Origin of the sequence: Roseateles terrae (genome assembly GCF_014192155.1) — a bacterium.
GTDB lineage: Bacteria > Pseudomonadota > Gammaproteobacteria > Burkholderiales > Burkholderiaceae_C > Roseateles > Roseateles terrae.
The window spans coordinates 340,225-354,655 of sequence record NZ_JACHXO010000006.1; the positions used below are offsets into that span (position 1 = coordinate 340,225).

Consider the following 14,431-nt stretch of genomic DNA (forward strand, 5'->3'; position numbering starts at 1 on the left):
GGTCCCTGCGTTCACAACGGGCGGTGGGCGTCCGGATCGGGCGCCCGGCGCTGAGGCGCCAGCAGCAGCACGGTGGCCACCGGCCACAGCGCCGATTCCAGCACCGGCGCCAGGAACAGGCTCCAGCCCGGCCACATGCCGCCCACCATCAGCCGCACCGCCAGGGCGATCAACTGCGCCAGCAGGAACAGCGGCAGCACATGCAGCGCCTGCGCCCAGAGGGAGAACCACAGCATGCGGCGGTGCAGCGCCACCGCACCGAAAGCCAGCAGGCTGTAGGCCAGGGCATGCTGCCCCAGCAGGGCGCCGTGATGCACGTCCACCATCAGGCCGAAGAAGAAGGCCCAGCCCACACCGATGCGGCGCGGCTGGTGCACGTTCCAGAAGACCAGCGTCAGGGCCAGCACATCCGGCATCCAGGGCTGACGCCCCACCGGTACCATGTCCACCAGCAGGGCCACGATCAGGCTGAAGGCAATGAACAGGGGGTTGGCCGGCAGCAGGAGCTGACTGGTGCCACGCGGCATGATCATCGCGATGCTCCTTTGTGGGCCGCTGACGCTGCGCGCGTGCCGTGTTGGGGGGCGGCGCTGCTGCGGGTCGCCGCGGGAGAAGGAGCCGCCTGCGTGGCCGTCGGTGTGGTGGCCGCTGTGCCCGCTGTAGCCGATGTAGCCGCCGGGGACGACGCAGCCGGAGCAGCCTCCGACGCCGGCGCCGCGGCCCGGCTGGCGCGGGGCGATTTGCCCTTGCCCTTGCCGCCGCTCTCGGCGGCAGCAGCGGCACTCGCGGCTTCCGCTTCCGCTTCGGCGCGGGCTTCTTCCTGTCCGACCAAGGGCTCCAGTACCAGCACATGGCGGGCACTGTCCGGCTGCGCCACCGGTGCCAGGCCCACCCGGGCGAAGCTGGTGTCGCCCCGTCGCTCGACCTCGCTGACCTTGGCCACCGGCAGCCCCGGCGGGTAGACCCCGTCCAGGCCCGAGGTCACCAGATCGTCGCCGGCCTTGATGTCCGCATTGGCGGCCATGAAGCGCAGTTCCATCACCCCGCGCTCGCCGCCATAAGCGACGCCGCGTTGCTGGGTGCGGGCATTGAGCACGGGAATGGTGGCTTCCCGGTCGGTGAGCAGGGTCACTTCGGCGGACAGCGGATAGACCCGCGTCACCTGCCCCAGCACCCCGGCGTCGTTGACCACCGGCGCGCCCAGGCGCACCCCGCGGTGGCCGCCCCGGTCGATGACGATGCGACGCGAGAACGGATCCGGCGCTTCATACAGCACCTCGGCGGCCAGGCCGGTCACCGGCAGGGCCTCGCGCAGGCCCAGCAGCGAGCGCAGACGCTGGTTCTCCGACTGCAGCTGATTGGCGCGGCTGAGGATCACCGCCTGTTCGGCGAGTTGCCGACGCGCCTGGTTCTCGGCCTCGGTGGCACGCTCCATACCGCGGGAATAGTCGCCCGCCTGCTCCCAGGCATCCACCGGCACCAGCAGCACCCGCTGCATCGGATGCAGCGCCAGCGCCAGACCGGCCCGCGCGGGAGCGGTGACGTTGAAGCGGGCGTCCGCCACCATGAGAAACACCGCCAGTGCCGCGCAAAAGGCCAGCTTCGTCAGCGCGGACGGCCCTTCACGGAACAGAGGCGGTGGATTGCGATCCAGAGTGCCGAGTGGCATGACCATCTCAACGCGGGAGAGTCAGGAAACAAAAAGGGCACAGGCGGCAACCGTCAGGCCCCACCTGCGTGGCGCCCGCCGGAAGTCCGCCCATCGACGTCACTCCGAGGTGAAGATCGAGCCCAGGCGCTCCATGCGCTCCAGCGCCATGCCGCAGCCGCGCACCACGCAGGTCAGCGGGTCCTCCGCCACCAGCACCGGCAGGCCGGTTTCTTCGGCGAGCAGACGGTCCAGGTCGCGCAGCAGGGCGCCGCCGCCGGTCAGCATCATGCCGCGTTCGGCGATGTCGGCCCCCAGTTCGGGCGGGGTCTGTTCCAGGGCATTCTTCACCGCCGAGACGATCTGGTTCAGCGGATCGGTCAGGGCTTCCAGGATTTCGTTGGAGGAGATGGTGAAGCTGCGGGGCACGCCTTCGCTCAGGTTGCGGCCCTTGACTTCCATTTCCTTCACTTCGGAGCCGGGGAAGGCGGAACCGATGTTCTTCTTGATCGATTCAGCGGTCGGCTCGCCGATCAGCATGCCGTAGTTGCGGCGGATGTAGTTGATGATGGCTTCATCGAACTTGTCGCCGCCCACGCGCACGCTGCCCTTGTAGACCATGCCGCCCAGCGAGATCACGCCGACTTCGGTCGTGCCGCCGCCGATGTCGATGACCATCGAGCCGGAGGCTTCGGACACAGGCAGGCCCGCGCCGATGGCTGCGGCCATCGGTTCTTCGATCAGGTAGACCTCGGAGGCGCCAGCGCCCAGGGCGGCGTCGCGGATGGCGCGCTTTTCCACCTGGGTGGAACCGCAGGGGACGCAGATGATGATCCGGGGCGAGGGACGCAGCAGCTTGGTGTCGTGCACCATCTTGATGAACTGCTTGATCATCTGCTCGGTGACGACGAAGTCGGCGATCACGCCGTCTTTCATCGGGCGGATGGCCTCGATGTTGCCAGGCACCTTGCCCAGCATGGCCTTGGCTTCGTGGCCGACGGCCTGGATGGTTTTCTTGCCGTTGGGACCGCCTTCATGGCGGATGGCAACGACGGAAGGTTCGTCGAGCACAACGCCTTTGCCGCGGACGTAAATCAGCGTATTGGCAGTTCCCAGGTCGATGGCGAGGTCGGTGGAGATGTAGCGGCGCAGTGAGGCGAACATATTGGATGGCACTTGCCGGACCGTTCTGGCTCATCTGCCTGCACCCGCTGCCCGTTGCTCCGAAGGGGACCTCATCGGATGCATCGGCGGCCTTCAAAGGCCATTGGGGGACATCAGGCGGTTTCGTCTGTGTTCGGTCCGTGCGGCTGCAATGTCGGGGGAGGACGATTCGGGGCGGTTCGTCGATCACCACGTGGCCCAGTCGGGCCACGCGAACGGGTATTCCTTGCCATAAGCAGCGAGGCTGCCTTGGCAGCCCCGACTTATGGAGATAAGCGGGGATAATAACTGATCGACCCCCGGTTTTGGCCTGCCGGCAAGCCTCAAACAAGCGATTGGCGATTGTTTGGTGAATGTTTCGGCGGCCCGACCGGACTCCCTTCCCTCGCAGCCTTCCCCATCCCATGGCCCTGACCCAAGACGACGTCAGCCGGATCGCCCATCTGGCCCGGCTGGAACTCTCCGGCGACGAGCAGGCCGCCCTGCTCCCGCAGCTCAACGGTTTCTTCTCCATCGTGGAGCAGATGCGCGCGGTGGACACCAGCGGTGTCGCCCCTCTGTACACCCCCCTGTCGGCGGTGCAGGAAGTCGCCCTGCGGCTGCGGGAAGACCGCGTCACTGAAACCGACCAGCGCACGCTGAACCAGCGCAGCGCTCCCGCCGTGGAAGACGGCCTGTTCCTGGTTCCCAAGGTCATCGAATGACGACGCCGCTTCATCTCCTGGGCGTGGCCGAACTGAGCCGCGCACTCCGTCAAAAGCAGGTCAGCAGCCTGGAAGTCACGCAACATCTGCTTGCGTGTGTTGCCTCCGCCAACGATCTGGGCGCATTTCTTCATGTGGACCCGGCCGCCGCCGAGGCACGGGCTCGCGCGGCGGATGCCCGCCTGGCGCGGGGCGAGGGCGAGCAGCCCGGAGGGGCGCTGATCGGCGTGCCGCTGGCGCACAAGGACATCTTCGTCACGCAGGACATGCCGACCACCGCCGGCTCGCTCATGCTCAAGGGCTACATGAGCCCCTTTGACGCGACGGTGGTCGACCGGCTCAACGCCGCCGGCACCGTTTCGCTGGGCAAGCTCAACTGCGACGAATTCGCCATGGGTTCGGCCAACGAAAACAGCGCTTACGGCCCGTCGCTGAATCCCTGGGACACCCAGCGGGTGCCGGGCGGCTCCTCCGGCGGCTCGGCCACGGCCGTGGCGGCGCGTCTGGTGCCTGCCGCCACCGGCACCGACACCGGCGGCTCCATCCGCCAGCCGGCCAGCTTCACCGGCATCACCGGCATCAAGCCGACCTACGGCGTGTGCTCGCGCTACGGCATGATCGCCTTCGCCTCCAGCCTGGACCAGGCCGGCGTCATGGCCCGCTCGGCCGAAGACTGCGCCCTGCTGCTGTCGGCCATGAGCGGCTTTGACGAGCGCGATGCCACCAGCGTCCAGCAGCCGGCCCAGGACTTCAGCGCCCAGCTGCATCAGGCCCGCGAAGGCGCGACGGCGGCGCAGCCGCTCAAGGGCCTGCGCATCGGTTTGCCGCGCGAGTTCTTCCCGGCCGCCCTCAGCGCCGATGTGAATCAGGCAGTTCGCGCCGGTCTGGCGGAGCTGGAAAAGCTCGGCGCCGCGCTGGTGGACGTCAGCCTGCCGCGCACCGAACTGGCCATCCCGGTCTACTACATCATTGCCCCAGCCGAGGCCAGCTCCAACCTGTCGCGCTTTGACGGGGTGAAGTTCGGCCACCGTGCCGAGCAGTACAACGACCTGCTGGACATGTACAAAAAGACCCGCGCCCAGGGCTTCGGCGCCGAGGTCAAGCGCCGGATCATGATCGGCAGCTATGTGCTGTCCCACGGCTACTACGACGCCTATTACCTGCAGGCCCAGAAGCTGCGCCGCATGATTGCGGACGACTTCCAGCAGGCCTTCCAGCACTGCGACCTGATCGCCGGCCCGGTGGCCCCGACGGTGGCCTGGAAGCGCGGCGAAGGCTCGGACGATCCGGTCAAGGCCTACCTGGCCGACATCTTCACCCTGCCCGGCTCGCTCGCCGGCCTGCCCGGCATGAGCGTGCCGGTGGGCACCGGCGAAGGCGGTCTGCCGGTGGGTCTGCAGCTGCTGGGCAACTATTTCAAGGAAGGAACGCTGCTGCATGCCGCTCATGCGCTGCAGCAGGCCACTGACTGGCATCGCCAGGCGCCGGCGGGGGTGTGAACGCTATGAGCAAGAACAGCAAACTGGTGCGGGGTTACGAGGTCGTGATCGGCCTGGAAAACCACGTGCAACTCTCGACCGCCTCCAAGATCTTCAGCGGCTCCTCCACCGCCTTCGGTGCTGCGCCCAACACGCAGGCCAGCGCGGTGGACCTGGCCCTGCCCGGCACGTTGCCGGTGCTCAACCGCGGCGCGGTCGAGCGGGCGATCCGCTTCGGCCTGGCGGTCGGTGCCAAGGTGGCGCCGCTGTCCATCTTTGCCCGCAAGAACTACTTCTATCCTGACCTGCCCAAGGGCTACCAGATCAGCCAGTATGAGATCCCGGTCGTCCAGGGCGGCAAGATCGAATTCATGGTGGACGGTGAGCGCAAGGTGATCAACCTCACCCGTGCGCATCTGGAAGAAGACGCCGGCAAGAGCCTGCATGAGGACTATCACGGCCAGTCGGGCATCGACTTGAACCGCGCCGGCACGCCGCTGCTGGAGATCGTCTCCGAGCCGGAGATCCGCTCGGCCGCAGAAGCCGCGGAATATGCCAAGACGCTGCATGCGCTGGTGATGTGGCTGGGCATCTGCGACGGCAACATGCAGGAAGGCTCCTTCCGCTGCGACGTCAACGTCTCGGTGCGCAAGCCCGGCGAGCCCTTTGGCACCCGCCGCGAGATCAAGAACCTCAACAGCTTCCGCTACCTGGTGGATGCGGTGCACTACGAGGTGAACTGGCAGATCGACCGCATCGAGGACGGCCTGGACATCCAGCAGGCGACGGTGCTCTACAACCCGGACACCGGCGAGACCCGCGCGATGCGCACCAAGGAAGATGCGGCCGATTACCGCTACTTCCCCGACCCCGACCTGCCGCCGCTGATGATTGCGCCGGACTGGATCGAGCGGGTGCGCGGCGAGATGCCCGAGCTGCCGTCCGTCATGGCCGCCCGCTTCCAGGAGGCCGATGGCCTGCCAGCGTACGACGCACTGATGGTGACGCAGAGCCTGGCGATGGCTCGGTTCTACGAAGCCGCCCGCGAGGTCAGCGGCGCGCCCAAGCTGGTGGCGAACTGGCTGATGGGTGAAGTCTCGCGCCGGCTCAATGCCGAAGAGCGTGAGATTGACGCGGCACCGGTCACGCCGGCGCAACTGGGCCAGCTGATCCGCCGCATCCAGGACGGCACCCTCTCCAACAACTCCGCCAAGCAGGTGTTTGAAGCCCTGTGGACCGGTGAAGGCTCGGATGTGGACGCGCTCGTCGAGGCCAAGGACCTGAAGCAGTCCAATGACACCGGTGAACTGGAACGCATCCTGGACGAGGTGCTGGCGGCCAATGCCAGGTCGGTGGAGGAATTCCGCGCCGGCAAGGAAAAGGCCTTCAATGCGCTGGTTGGTCAGGCGATGAAGGCGACCAAGGGCAAGGCCAATCCGGCCGCCGTCAATGAGCTGCTGAAAAAGAAGCTGGGCGCCTGAGTCGGCTCTGATGGGGGCGCCTGAGTGGGCCGTGATCGGCTCACCTGAGCCGCCCCACCGTCAGGGTCCGCCTGGGAAGGCGGGGCCCCTGGCGGGCGGTTCAGCGGCTGGCCGGGCCTGAGGCCGCGACGGGCGCGGACTTCACGTCCATCATGCCCGGCGCCGCCCCCGCCCACATGCGGCGCAGACGGGCGAGCTCGTCGTCGAAGATGCCATTGAGCCGGACCATTTCGGCCCGCTGGTTCTCGATCGATTCCTGCTGCGCATCGGTCGCCGCCTTGTTGGTGTCCAGCTGGTGTTGCAGCTTGAACGGCAGGCGCTTGCCTTTGTAGAACTCGGTCTCGTCCAGCAGCGGCTTGCGCTCGGCGGCCAGGTCCTTGAGACGCTTTTCGGACAGCTGCATCGCCTTGCGGATGTCATCCAGCGCCGCTTCACGCGCACGCTGGTGGGACGCTTCGTCCTTGTAGCGCTGCAGCAGATTGCGGTCGCGACGGACCGCGTCGGCCTGCAAGGCCTTCTCGTTGTCCAGCTGACGCTTGCGGGCTTCTGCCGCGGCCTGCTCCTCCGGCGACATGGCAGGGGGCACCATCCGGCGCACTGACCCGTCGGAGTTCAGCAGACGCTGTTCGCGCGCGGCACATTCAGGAATGGGCCGGTCAGACGTCAGCCGGCGTCCGTCCTGCGTGGTGCAGGTGTAGATGCCGTTGACCACCGAACTCTTGCTCTGGGCGAACGCCGGGGACGTCCCGAAGACCCCGGCTGCCGCCAGCAGGAGCACTGCGCCCGAAACGGCCGCTTCACCGCGCAGCAGCGCCACACCGCAGCGGCGAAGACCGGCCCTCAACGCGAGGGGGCGGGATAGCGGCAGAAACATGGTGGGGGCCTGGGGCGGGGTCAGGGACTGGGGCGGGCGCATCAGACTCCGTAGCGATCTCTGTAGGCGTGAACGGCGGCGGCATGCGCTGAAACGGCCGCGCTGCTGGTCGATCCGAGATACTGAAGCAAGTCGGCCAGCCCGGCAATCGCGATCACCGGCAGTTGCAATTGCTCCCGGACGTACTGTACGGCCGACCAGGGCAGATCCTGGCCGTTCTCTGCCGCCTTCTCCTGGCGGTCCAGGGCGATGGACACGCCGCACGGGGTGGCGCCGGCCGCCTGGATCATGGCGATCGACTCGCGCACCGAGGTGCCGGCGGAAATCACGTCATCAATGATCAGCACCCGGCCCTGCACCTTGGCGCCCACCAGCGTGCCGCCTTCGCCGTGGTCCTTGGCTTCCTTGCGGTTGTAGGCAAACGGCTTGTTGTGCCCCAGGCGCGCCAGTTCGATGGACACGGCCGCTGCCAGGGTGATGCCCTTGTAGGCGGGGCCGAAGATCATGTCGAAGTCCAGGCTCGAGGCGATGAGGCGCTGGGCATAGAACTGCGCCAGTCGGCCGAGCTTCACGCCGTCATCGAAGAGTCCGGCGTTGAAGAAGTATGGGCTCAGACGCCCGGCCTTGGTCTTGAACTCGCCAAAACGCAGCACACCGGCCTCCACGGCGAAGGCAACGAAGTCCTGGGCGAGCGCGTCGAGGGCGGGCGCCGGGGTGGAACCGGAAGGGGCGGTCATGGCGGAAATGGGAAGTCGTGCTGGCGCGCGATTGTAGGTGCCGCGGCCATGAAAAAGCCCGCCCCTGGAAGGGGGGCGGGCGACGGAATACCGGTGCGGCGGGCCGACCCGCCGCGGCGGAGGACCCGGGCGACCGCGCCGAGGTCCTCACAGCGTCAGGGGATCAGAAGATCGCCTTGAACTGGACGCCGTACGTCCGCGGGTCGTTGATGAAGCCGGTGCGGTTGTTGAAGTCGATCGCGCCAGTCACACGGACCTGGTTGGTGATGTTGCGGACGAACAGGGCCGCTTCGTACTTGCCGTTGTTCCAGATGTAGCCGCCACGCAGGCCGCCTTCCGTCAGAGCCTTGCCGGTGAACTCGGTGGACTCATACAGGAAGAAGTTGACCTTCGAGCGATAGGCCCAGTCGGTGTAGACATAGAACTCGTTGCCGGCCGCGGTGGGGATCGAATAACGCGCGGTCAGGTTGTAGACCCACTTCGGCGCCTGGGGCAGCTGGTTGCCGTTGATCAGGAAGCCGCCATTGGGGCCGACCGGATTCAGCACCGTGCAGACCCCGGCGCCGCAACCGGACACTTCCAGCTTGTTGTCGCGGATGGTGGCCTTGTTGTAGCTGCCCCCCATCGTGATGAACAGGCTGTCCACCGGCAGGAGCTCCAGGTTGAACTCCACGCCTTCACCGATGACCTTGCGGGCCGTCTTCACCGAGTTGCTGTTGCCAGCGGCGCCGCCGACTTCCGTCAGCTGCAGGTCCTTGGTCTCATAACGGAACACGTCGGCCGACAGACGGGCGCGGCGTTCCCAGAAGTCGCTCTTCACACCGACTTCGAAGGACGTCGTGTCTTCCGGGTTGGTGCGGCTCAGCGGCGCGAACTGCGACGCCGGCAGCATGGCCGACGCGCGGAAGCCGGTGGCCAGACGGGCGTAAACGTTGGTGTCCTTGGTCAGCGAGTAGGTGCCGGCCAGGTCCCAGGTCCACTTGGTGTCCTTGGTGCTCGAGCCCAGACCGAAGGTGGTGTTGAGCGTCTGATCCGCCGATTCGGTGTTCAGCTCCTTGCTGTCGCGGGTCAGGCGCAGGCCGCCGCGCAGCTTGAAGTCGCTGGTCACGTCATAGTTGACCGAGCCGAAGATCGCGTACGCGTGGTTCTTCTGATGGGTGCGGGCCGAGTTCTGATAAGCGCCGCTATTGAGCGTGTCGTAGTTGACGCTTTCGATCTCGTACTTCTCATTGAAGTAGAACAGGCCCGCCTGGTAGCGCAGCGGACCGGCCGGGTTGTATTCGGCGCGGAACTCCTGCGTCACCTGGCGATGACCGTGCAGGGCATCCGAGGTTTCGCTCTGGAACGGGATGTTGGGGTTGGCCGTCGTGCCGCCGTCCACATCGCCGCGCGAGAACGGCTGCACCGTTTCGATCGCGGTGATCGAGTGCAGCACGATGTCGTTGAGCGACCACTGCAGGCGGGCGCTGGCGCCGGTGGCGTGCAGCTTCTGCTCATTGCGGCCGTTGATCGACACCTTGTCCGGGCTGAAACCATCCACCAGGTCGTTGGTGCCCTTCTTGATGATGTCGCCGCGGAACAGGCGCGGGCTGCCGTCCAGTTCACGGTTGTGGACATTCAGCAGCGCCGAGAAGTCCTTGTGCGGCTGATACAGCACCTGGGCGCGGATGGCACGGTCGTCGTAGCCCTCGGTCTTGGAGGTCGGGCCCTGGCCGCTGGTGTTGTCCACCCAGTCGCCGCGGTGCTGAACCTGGGCGGAGATACGGGCGGCCCAGTCGCCGGTCAGCGGCAGGTTGGCTGCGCCTTCGGCGTTGACGGTGTTGTACCGGCCGTAGGACAGGTTCAGATAGCCTTCCTGCTTCTGGGACGGCTTCACCGACTCGAACTTCACCACGCCGGCCGGCGTGTTGCGGCCGTACAGCGAGCCCTGCGGGCCAGCGGCGACTTCCACCGAGCGCAGGTCGAAGGCCGGGAAACCCTTCAGGATCGGGTTCTCCTGCACCACGTCGTCATAGATCAGCGAGACGGGCTGGGAGGCGTTCAGGCGGAAGTCGGTGTTGCCGTAGCCGCGGATGTAGAAACGCGGGAAGGCGCGGCCGAAGGACGATTCAATGTTCAGGCTGGGCACCCGGCCGGACAGGAAACGGATGTCCTGACCGCTGGAGTTCAGCACGTCCAGCTTTTCGCCAGAGATGCTGCTCACCGAGTTCGGCACGTCCTTGATGTTTTCGACGCGGCGCTCGGCGGTGATGGTCACCGTTTCGAGCTGGCTCTTCTCAGCCTTGGGGGCGGCCTCCTGGGCGAAGGCGGGCCAGGCCAGGACTGCCAGCGACACGGCCGCGGCAGCCTCACGCAGAACGGGGCGGGCCTGGCGGCGCTGGGGGGCGATTCGACTCATCGGTGAACTCCGGGGTGCAGACTAAAAGAAGAAAAACCGGGAAAAGCTGTTCGGCGGACGGCTCGCTGGGTGCGATCGGCGGCTCGGATGCGGCAATCTAGCAAGTTCGTCATCAAACCGACACCTCAAGCACCAGACGGGTGCATGGACTGTTGTCGAAACACTGCACTCCGGTCGCCCGCCGCCCATCCAGCCCCAGCGCGGCGCGCCGCGTCCTCAACTGGGGCGATCCCGCGCCCCTCAGGGAGGGACGGACCGCCTGCTGACACACTCCGGTCCGTCCGTTTGCGATACTTCTGCCCCGGCAACCTTGTACGCTGCCCCTTGGGATTGCCGGTGTCCGGTGACCCCAGATCCGCCCCTCGTCCCTCCATCCATTCCCCGCCCCCCATGCGATTCATCACCCTGAACCTCAACGGCATCCGATCCGCCGCCAACAAGGGCCTGTTCGACTGGCTTCCCCCGCAGGAAGCTGATGTGGTGGGCGTGCAGGAGCTCAAGGCCCAGGCGGACGTGGTGGAAAGCCAGTTCAGCGGCTACGACAAGCTCACCGGCCATTTCCACTACGCCCAGAAGAAGGGCTACTCCGGGGTGGGCCTGTACACCCGCGAGGCGCCGAGTGACGTGATCGTCGGCTTTGGCAGCGAGGAATTCGACAACGAAGGCCGCTGGATCGAAAAGCGCTTCGACAAACCCGGTCGCAAGCTCAGCCTGATCAGCTGCTACTTCCCCAGCGGCTCCAGTGGTGAAGACCGGCAGGCGGCCAAGTTCCGCTTCCTGGAGGCGATGTATCCCTACCTCATGAGCTTGCGGGCCGAGCGGGAGTTCATTCTGGTGGCGGACATCAACATCGCCCACAAGGAAATCGACCTGCGCAACTGGAAGAGCAACCAGAAGAACAGCGGCTTCCTGCCGGAGGAGCGGGCCTGGATGACCCGGCTGCTGGAGGTGGAAACCGGTCTGGTGGACGTGTTCCGGCTGCTCAACGACAAACCCGATCAGTACACCTGGTGGAGCAATCGGGGCCAGGCGTGGGCGAAGAATGTGGGCTGGCGACTGGACTATCACCTGGCGACGCCCGGCCTGGCGCACCTGGCCAGGCGCGAGGCCATCTACCTGGACCAGCGCTTCAGCGACCATGCGCCGCTGACGATCGATTACGACCTGACGATCTGATTAGCGGAAGCGGCGCGGCACATCGCGGCTGCCTTCGGTGCTTGACTGCGCCCGATCCTCGATCGGTCCTCAGTCCTCGCCCGCCAGCAGTTCCAGACCCAGCGATACGGCCCATTCTTCCCCCGGCGCCAGCGTCGGCACGGTGTTGTGCGCGCCGGGCGCGGCCGTCAGCGCAGTGAGCGTCATCCAGGGCCGTTCCGGATGGCGTTGCAGCGTCAGCGCCGGCAGTGACCCGGCCAGCCGCAGACGGATCTGATGCCCGTCCGCCATGGCCAGCGTCGCCAGGCCGCCCCAGTCCTCCAGACAGATGCCGGTGCCGCGTGCGGGACGCGGCCGGCCCACCATCGACGGGTCCAGCGTCACATGGCTGCTGAAGCCGTCCGGTACCTGCAGCCGCAGGCCCATGCGCAGATCCAGCGGCCGACGCCCCAGGTTGCGCAGCGCCACCGCAATCTCCAGCCGCCCGGGGCCCAGCCGGAACACCTGATGCGCCTGATAACCGCCTTGCGGTCCGGAGGTGTCGCGGTAACCGTGGATCAGGGTGATGCAGCGCGGCGAGAGCTCGGTGAGCTGCCAGGGCGCGTCCAGGGCGTTCAGGCGCGGATCGGGCGGGCTCTCTGGCGTCGTCGCACCCGCAGCAGCACCGGCAGCGGCACCTGCACCCATGCCAGCGGCAATCGCGCCCCCGGCCGCCTCCAACCATAGACCGGCCCCGCCGACCAGCACGTTCGCGTGCCGCTCCGCCTGCTTGAACCAGTTGAAACGGCGCCCGCCCACCAGGGAGGTCAGCGATCGCAGACGGCCGCCCTCCTCCGGCGCCACCAACGCCCGCCAGCCGTCCACCTGCAGTTCAATGTCGCGATCCACCTTGTTGGCCCTCCCTGTCGAGGGCTGAAAGTATTCGCGCTTTTATTAAATCGGCCTTTGACCAGAACGGGTGTCCGCGTTCGAAATCGGTCAGAAAGAAGATCCGGAGGGCCCGGATGTTGCGGACACGCCTCCTCAGACGCCGGTAATCAGGGCAGCAACGCGCTCGTCGGACAACCGGATCGGCGCCGCATGGGCGGGCAGCAAGGCCACGACCGCATGTTCGTCGCGGCTGCTGTCCCGCGTCACCGGCATCTGGCGCGGTTCCCCGGCAGCATTGGTCAGGACGGACACCATTGGGCGGTGCGCCTTGTCGCCATTGCGAATCACCAGTCCCACTTCGCCGCTGGCCAGGCGCACGAGGCTGCCGGGCGGGAAGATGCCGAAGGCCTTGATCAGCGCGGCGGCCAGCGGGCTCTGGGCGCCCATCTGATGCAGTTCACGACCGGCCTGCTGCGCGCTCATGGCCGGGCGGCTGGCGCGGCTGCTGAGCCGGGCGGTGTAGATGTCGGCATACCGGAGCATGGTGGCCAGCTCTCCCACATCGGTCAGCCCATGCGGGTAGCCGGAGCCGTCCGGCACTTCATGGTGATGCAGCACCGCATCCAGCCAGTCCGCATCCATGATGCCGGCGGCTTCGAGCATCTCCACACTTCGGATCGGATGCTCGTTGATCACTTCTCGCTGCATCGGCGTCAGCGGAGACACCTGGCTGGACAGGCGCGCCTGCAGGTCCAGCATGCCCAGGTTCATGGTGAGCGCGGCCTGGAAGGCCCGGCGCTGATCGTCGTCCGACCAGCCGAGGTAGCGCGCCGCTGCATGGCAGGCGGTGGCGGCATGCATTGAATGATTGATGCCGTAGTGCCCGGTCCCGCTGGTCGGCTGGCGGACGATGTGGGCCAGGGCCATGTTCGGCGAGCAGTGGATCAGGGAGATCATCAGCTCGGTGGCTCCGTCCAGCGCCTCCACCAGCTTCTCCGGTGGCGCGGACAAGGCCTTGCGCACATCCTGCATGCCCCGGTCCCATTCGGCGGGCAGCCGGGCGAGACGCTCGGTCTGGCTTTCCTGGCGGGTGGGCTTGATCGCTTCGGTCAGCTCGCTGATGTCCACCAGCGCACCGCGCTGGAACAGCGCCAGGAGCTGCTCGTTGTCCGCAATCGTCTGGCCGCGGGCGAGCAGCAGCATGCGCTCGGAGTCCCGCACGCTGAACGGCAGCGGCTGGCCCAGAACAATGCGGTTTTTGACGGATGACAGCGAGCAGAAACGCATGAATGGCGTCGAGATGGATGGGCGTCGGGCCCGCCACGGCAGTGCGGCCCAGGACTCTACATCGGCAGTATCCGGATCCGTCCGTAGCTCGGGCGTTCGCAAAGCGCGCATTGCAGATGCGCGAGCAGGACGTCACGGATTCTTGGGAGCTTCCGTCTCCGCGTGGCAGGCGCAGGCTTCGCCATGGGCTGCGGCCACCAGTTCTTCCAGCACGCGGCAGGGGTGCGCGTCGTGATCGGCGTCGCAGCGGTTCTGCAGGGCCACCAGCTGGGCCTCCAGCGCCTGCATGCTCTTGAGCCGCGCACGCACCTTGCCCAGTTGGGAGGCGACGAGGCGGTCCACCTGGGCCAGTTCGGCCGGGTCTCGACTGTCGAGGCTGCCCAGCAGCACCGCCACGTCGGCCAGTGACATGTCCAGCGCGCGGCAGTGGCGGATGAAGGCCAGCCGTTCCAGGTGGGTCTGGGTGTAGGCGCGGTAGCCGTTGTCGCTGCGAGCCGGGGGCGGGAGCAGACCGCTCTTTTCATAGAAGCGGATGGTGTCCACGTCGACCCCGGTGGCCTGGCTGAGTGCTCCGATTCGCATGGCCCCAGCATAGCCGCTTGACCCTGGAGTGGCTCCAGTGTGTGAAATAGCCC

13 protein-coding genes are annotated in these 14,431 nt (G+C 66.9%); 4 read left to right on the top strand and 9 right to left on the bottom strand.

What is annotated here, in order from left to right:
• Window positions 1–11: 11 nt before the first annotated feature.
• The 3 genes from mreD to FHS28_RS17695 all read right to left on the bottom strand — a co-directional run bounded on the left by mreD (window position 12) and on the right by FHS28_RS17695 (window position 2,812).
• A complete protein-coding gene (gene mreD / locus FHS28_RS17685; protein WP_088453246.1) occupies window positions 12–533 on the bottom strand; it encodes a rod shape-determining protein MreD in 522 nt (173 codons plus the stop codon).
• Window positions 530–1,669: a rod shape-determining protein MreC gene (gene mreC / locus FHS28_RS17690; RefSeq protein WP_088453244.1), complete on the bottom strand. Its 1,140-nt coding sequence runs from the start codon at window positions 1,667–1,669 to the stop codon at window positions 530–532. The genes mreD and mreC overlap by 4 nt, the downstream gene beginning before the upstream one ends.
• Window positions 1,670–1,768: 99 nt before the next feature.
• Entirely contained in the window at window positions 1,769–2,812 is a 1,044-nt protein-coding gene (locus FHS28_RS17695) for a rod shape-determining protein (RefSeq protein ID WP_058936976.1), read from the bottom strand.
• Between the two features lie 404 nt (window positions 2,813–3,216).
• On the opposite strand from FHS28_RS17695, the gene gatC reads away from it, so the two are divergent.
• From gatC to gatB, 3 genes are read left to right on the top strand one after another with little or no spacing between them, the layout of a single operon-like run.
• The gene (gene gatC, locus FHS28_RS17700; protein WP_088453242.1) at window positions 3,217–3,516 is read left to right on the top strand and encodes an Asp-tRNA(Asn)/Glu-tRNA(Gln) amidotransferase subunit GatC; all 300 of its coding nucleotides are present in this window, start codon (window positions 3,217–3,219) and stop codon (window positions 3,514–3,516) included.
• Window positions 3,513–5,015 (top strand): Asp-tRNA(Asn)/Glu-tRNA(Gln) amidotransferase subunit GatA, encoded by a 1,503-nt coding sequence (gatA, locus tag FHS28_RS17705; RefSeq protein WP_088453240.1) that lies wholly within the window; start codon window positions 3,513–3,515, stop codon window positions 5,013–5,015. The genes gatC and gatA overlap by 4 nt, the downstream gene beginning before the upstream one ends.
• 5 nt (window positions 5,016–5,020) lie before the next feature.
• Window positions 5,021–6,475, top strand: coding sequence for an Asp-tRNA(Asn)/Glu-tRNA(Gln) amidotransferase subunit GatB (gatB, locus tag FHS28_RS17710; RefSeq protein ID WP_088453238.1), 1,455 nt, complete (start codon window positions 5,021–5,023; stop codon window positions 6,473–6,475).
• Between the two features lie 100 nt (window positions 6,476–6,575).
• Here the strand turns inward: gatB and FHS28_RS17715 are convergent, their stop codons facing one another.
• The 3 genes from FHS28_RS17715 to FHS28_RS17725 form a co-directional block, all read right to left on the bottom strand.
• Window positions 6,576–7,349, bottom strand: a complete 774-nt coding sequence (locus FHS28_RS17715) for a hypothetical protein (RefSeq protein ID WP_088453466.1) — start codon at window positions 7,347–7,349, stop codon at window positions 6,576–6,578.
• Between the two features lie 41 nt (window positions 7,350–7,390).
• Window positions 7,391–8,086 (bottom strand): orotate phosphoribosyltransferase, encoded by a 696-nt coding sequence (pyrE, locus tag FHS28_RS17720; RefSeq protein WP_088453236.1) that lies wholly within the window; start codon window positions 8,084–8,086, stop codon window positions 7,391–7,393.
• A gap of 163 nt (window positions 8,087–8,249) precedes the next feature.
• Window positions 8,250–10,484, bottom strand: a complete 2,235-nt coding sequence (locus tag FHS28_RS17725) for a TonB-dependent receptor (RefSeq protein WP_088453234.1) — start codon at window positions 10,482–10,484, stop codon at window positions 8,250–8,252.
• 390 nt (window positions 10,485–10,874) lie between these two features.
• Between FHS28_RS17725 and FHS28_RS17730 the strand changes: the two genes are divergently transcribed.
• A complete protein-coding gene (locus FHS28_RS17730) occupies window positions 10,875–11,660 on the top strand; it encodes an exodeoxyribonuclease III (protein WP_088453232.1) in 786 nt (261 codons plus the stop codon).
• Between the two features lie 69 nt (window positions 11,661–11,729).
• Here the strand turns inward: FHS28_RS17730 and FHS28_RS17735 are convergent, their stop codons facing one another.
• The 3 genes from FHS28_RS17735 to FHS28_RS17745 all read right to left on the bottom strand — a co-directional run bounded on the left by FHS28_RS17735 (window position 11,730) and on the right by FHS28_RS17745 (window position 14,378).
• The gene (locus FHS28_RS17735; protein ID WP_088453230.1) at window positions 11,730–12,527 is read right to left on the bottom strand and encodes an aldose epimerase family protein; all 798 of its coding nucleotides are present in this window, start codon (window positions 12,525–12,527) and stop codon (window positions 11,730–11,732) included.
• 135 nt (window positions 12,528–12,662) lie between these two features.
• Window positions 12,663–13,796, bottom strand: coding sequence for an HD-GYP domain-containing protein (locus FHS28_RS17740; protein ID WP_184295123.1), 1,134 nt, complete (start codon window positions 13,794–13,796; stop codon window positions 12,663–12,665).
• A 132-nt stretch (window positions 13,797–13,928) separates the two neighbouring features.
• Window positions 13,929–14,378 (bottom strand): Cd(II)/Pb(II)-responsive transcriptional regulator, encoded by a 450-nt coding sequence (locus FHS28_RS17745; protein ID WP_088453226.1) that lies wholly within the window; start codon window positions 14,376–14,378, stop codon window positions 13,929–13,931.
• Window positions 14,379–14,431 lie beyond the last annotated feature (53 nt).

Coding starts and splice junctions, on each gene's coding strand:
- mreD (WP_088453246.1), bottom strand. CDS start 533: ATGATCATGCCGCGTGGCACCAGTCAGCTCCTGCTGCCGGCCAACCCC.
- mreC (WP_088453244.1), bottom strand. CDS start 1,669: ATGCCACTCGGCACTCTGGATCGCAATCCACCGCCTCTGTTCCGTGAA.
- FHS28_RS17695 (WP_058936976.1), bottom strand. CDS start 2,812: ATGTTCGCCTCACTGCGCCGCTACATCTCCACCGACCTCGCCATCGAC.
- gatC (WP_088453242.1), top strand. CDS start 3,217: ATGGCCCTGACCCAAGACGACGTCAGCCGGATCGCCCATCTGGCCCGG.
- gatA (WP_088453240.1), top strand. CDS start 3,513: ATGACGACGCCGCTTCATCTCCTGGGCGTGGCCGAACTGAGCCGCGCA.
- gatB (WP_088453238.1), top strand. CDS start 5,021: ATGAGCAAGAACAGCAAACTGGTGCGGGGTTACGAGGTCGTGATCGGC.
- FHS28_RS17715 (WP_088453466.1), bottom strand. CDS start 7,349: ATGTTTCTGCCGCTATCCCGCCCCCTCGCGTTGAGGGCCGGTCTTCGC.
- pyrE (WP_088453236.1), bottom strand. CDS start 8,086: ATGACCGCCCCTTCCGGTTCCACCCCGGCGCCCGCCCTCGACGCGCTC.
- FHS28_RS17725 (WP_088453234.1), bottom strand. CDS start 10,484: ATGAGTCGAATCGCCCCCCAGCGCCGCCAGGCCCGCCCCGTTCTGCGT.
- FHS28_RS17730 (WP_088453232.1), top strand. CDS start 10,875: ATGCGATTCATCACCCTGAACCTCAACGGCATCCGATCCGCCGCCAAC.
- FHS28_RS17740 (WP_184295123.1), bottom strand. CDS start 13,796: ATGCGTTTCTGCTCGCTGTCATCCGTCAAAAACCGCATTGTTCTGGGC.
- FHS28_RS17745 (WP_088453226.1), bottom strand. CDS start 14,378: ATGCGAATCGGAGCACTCAGCCAGGCCACCGGGGTCGACGTGGACACC.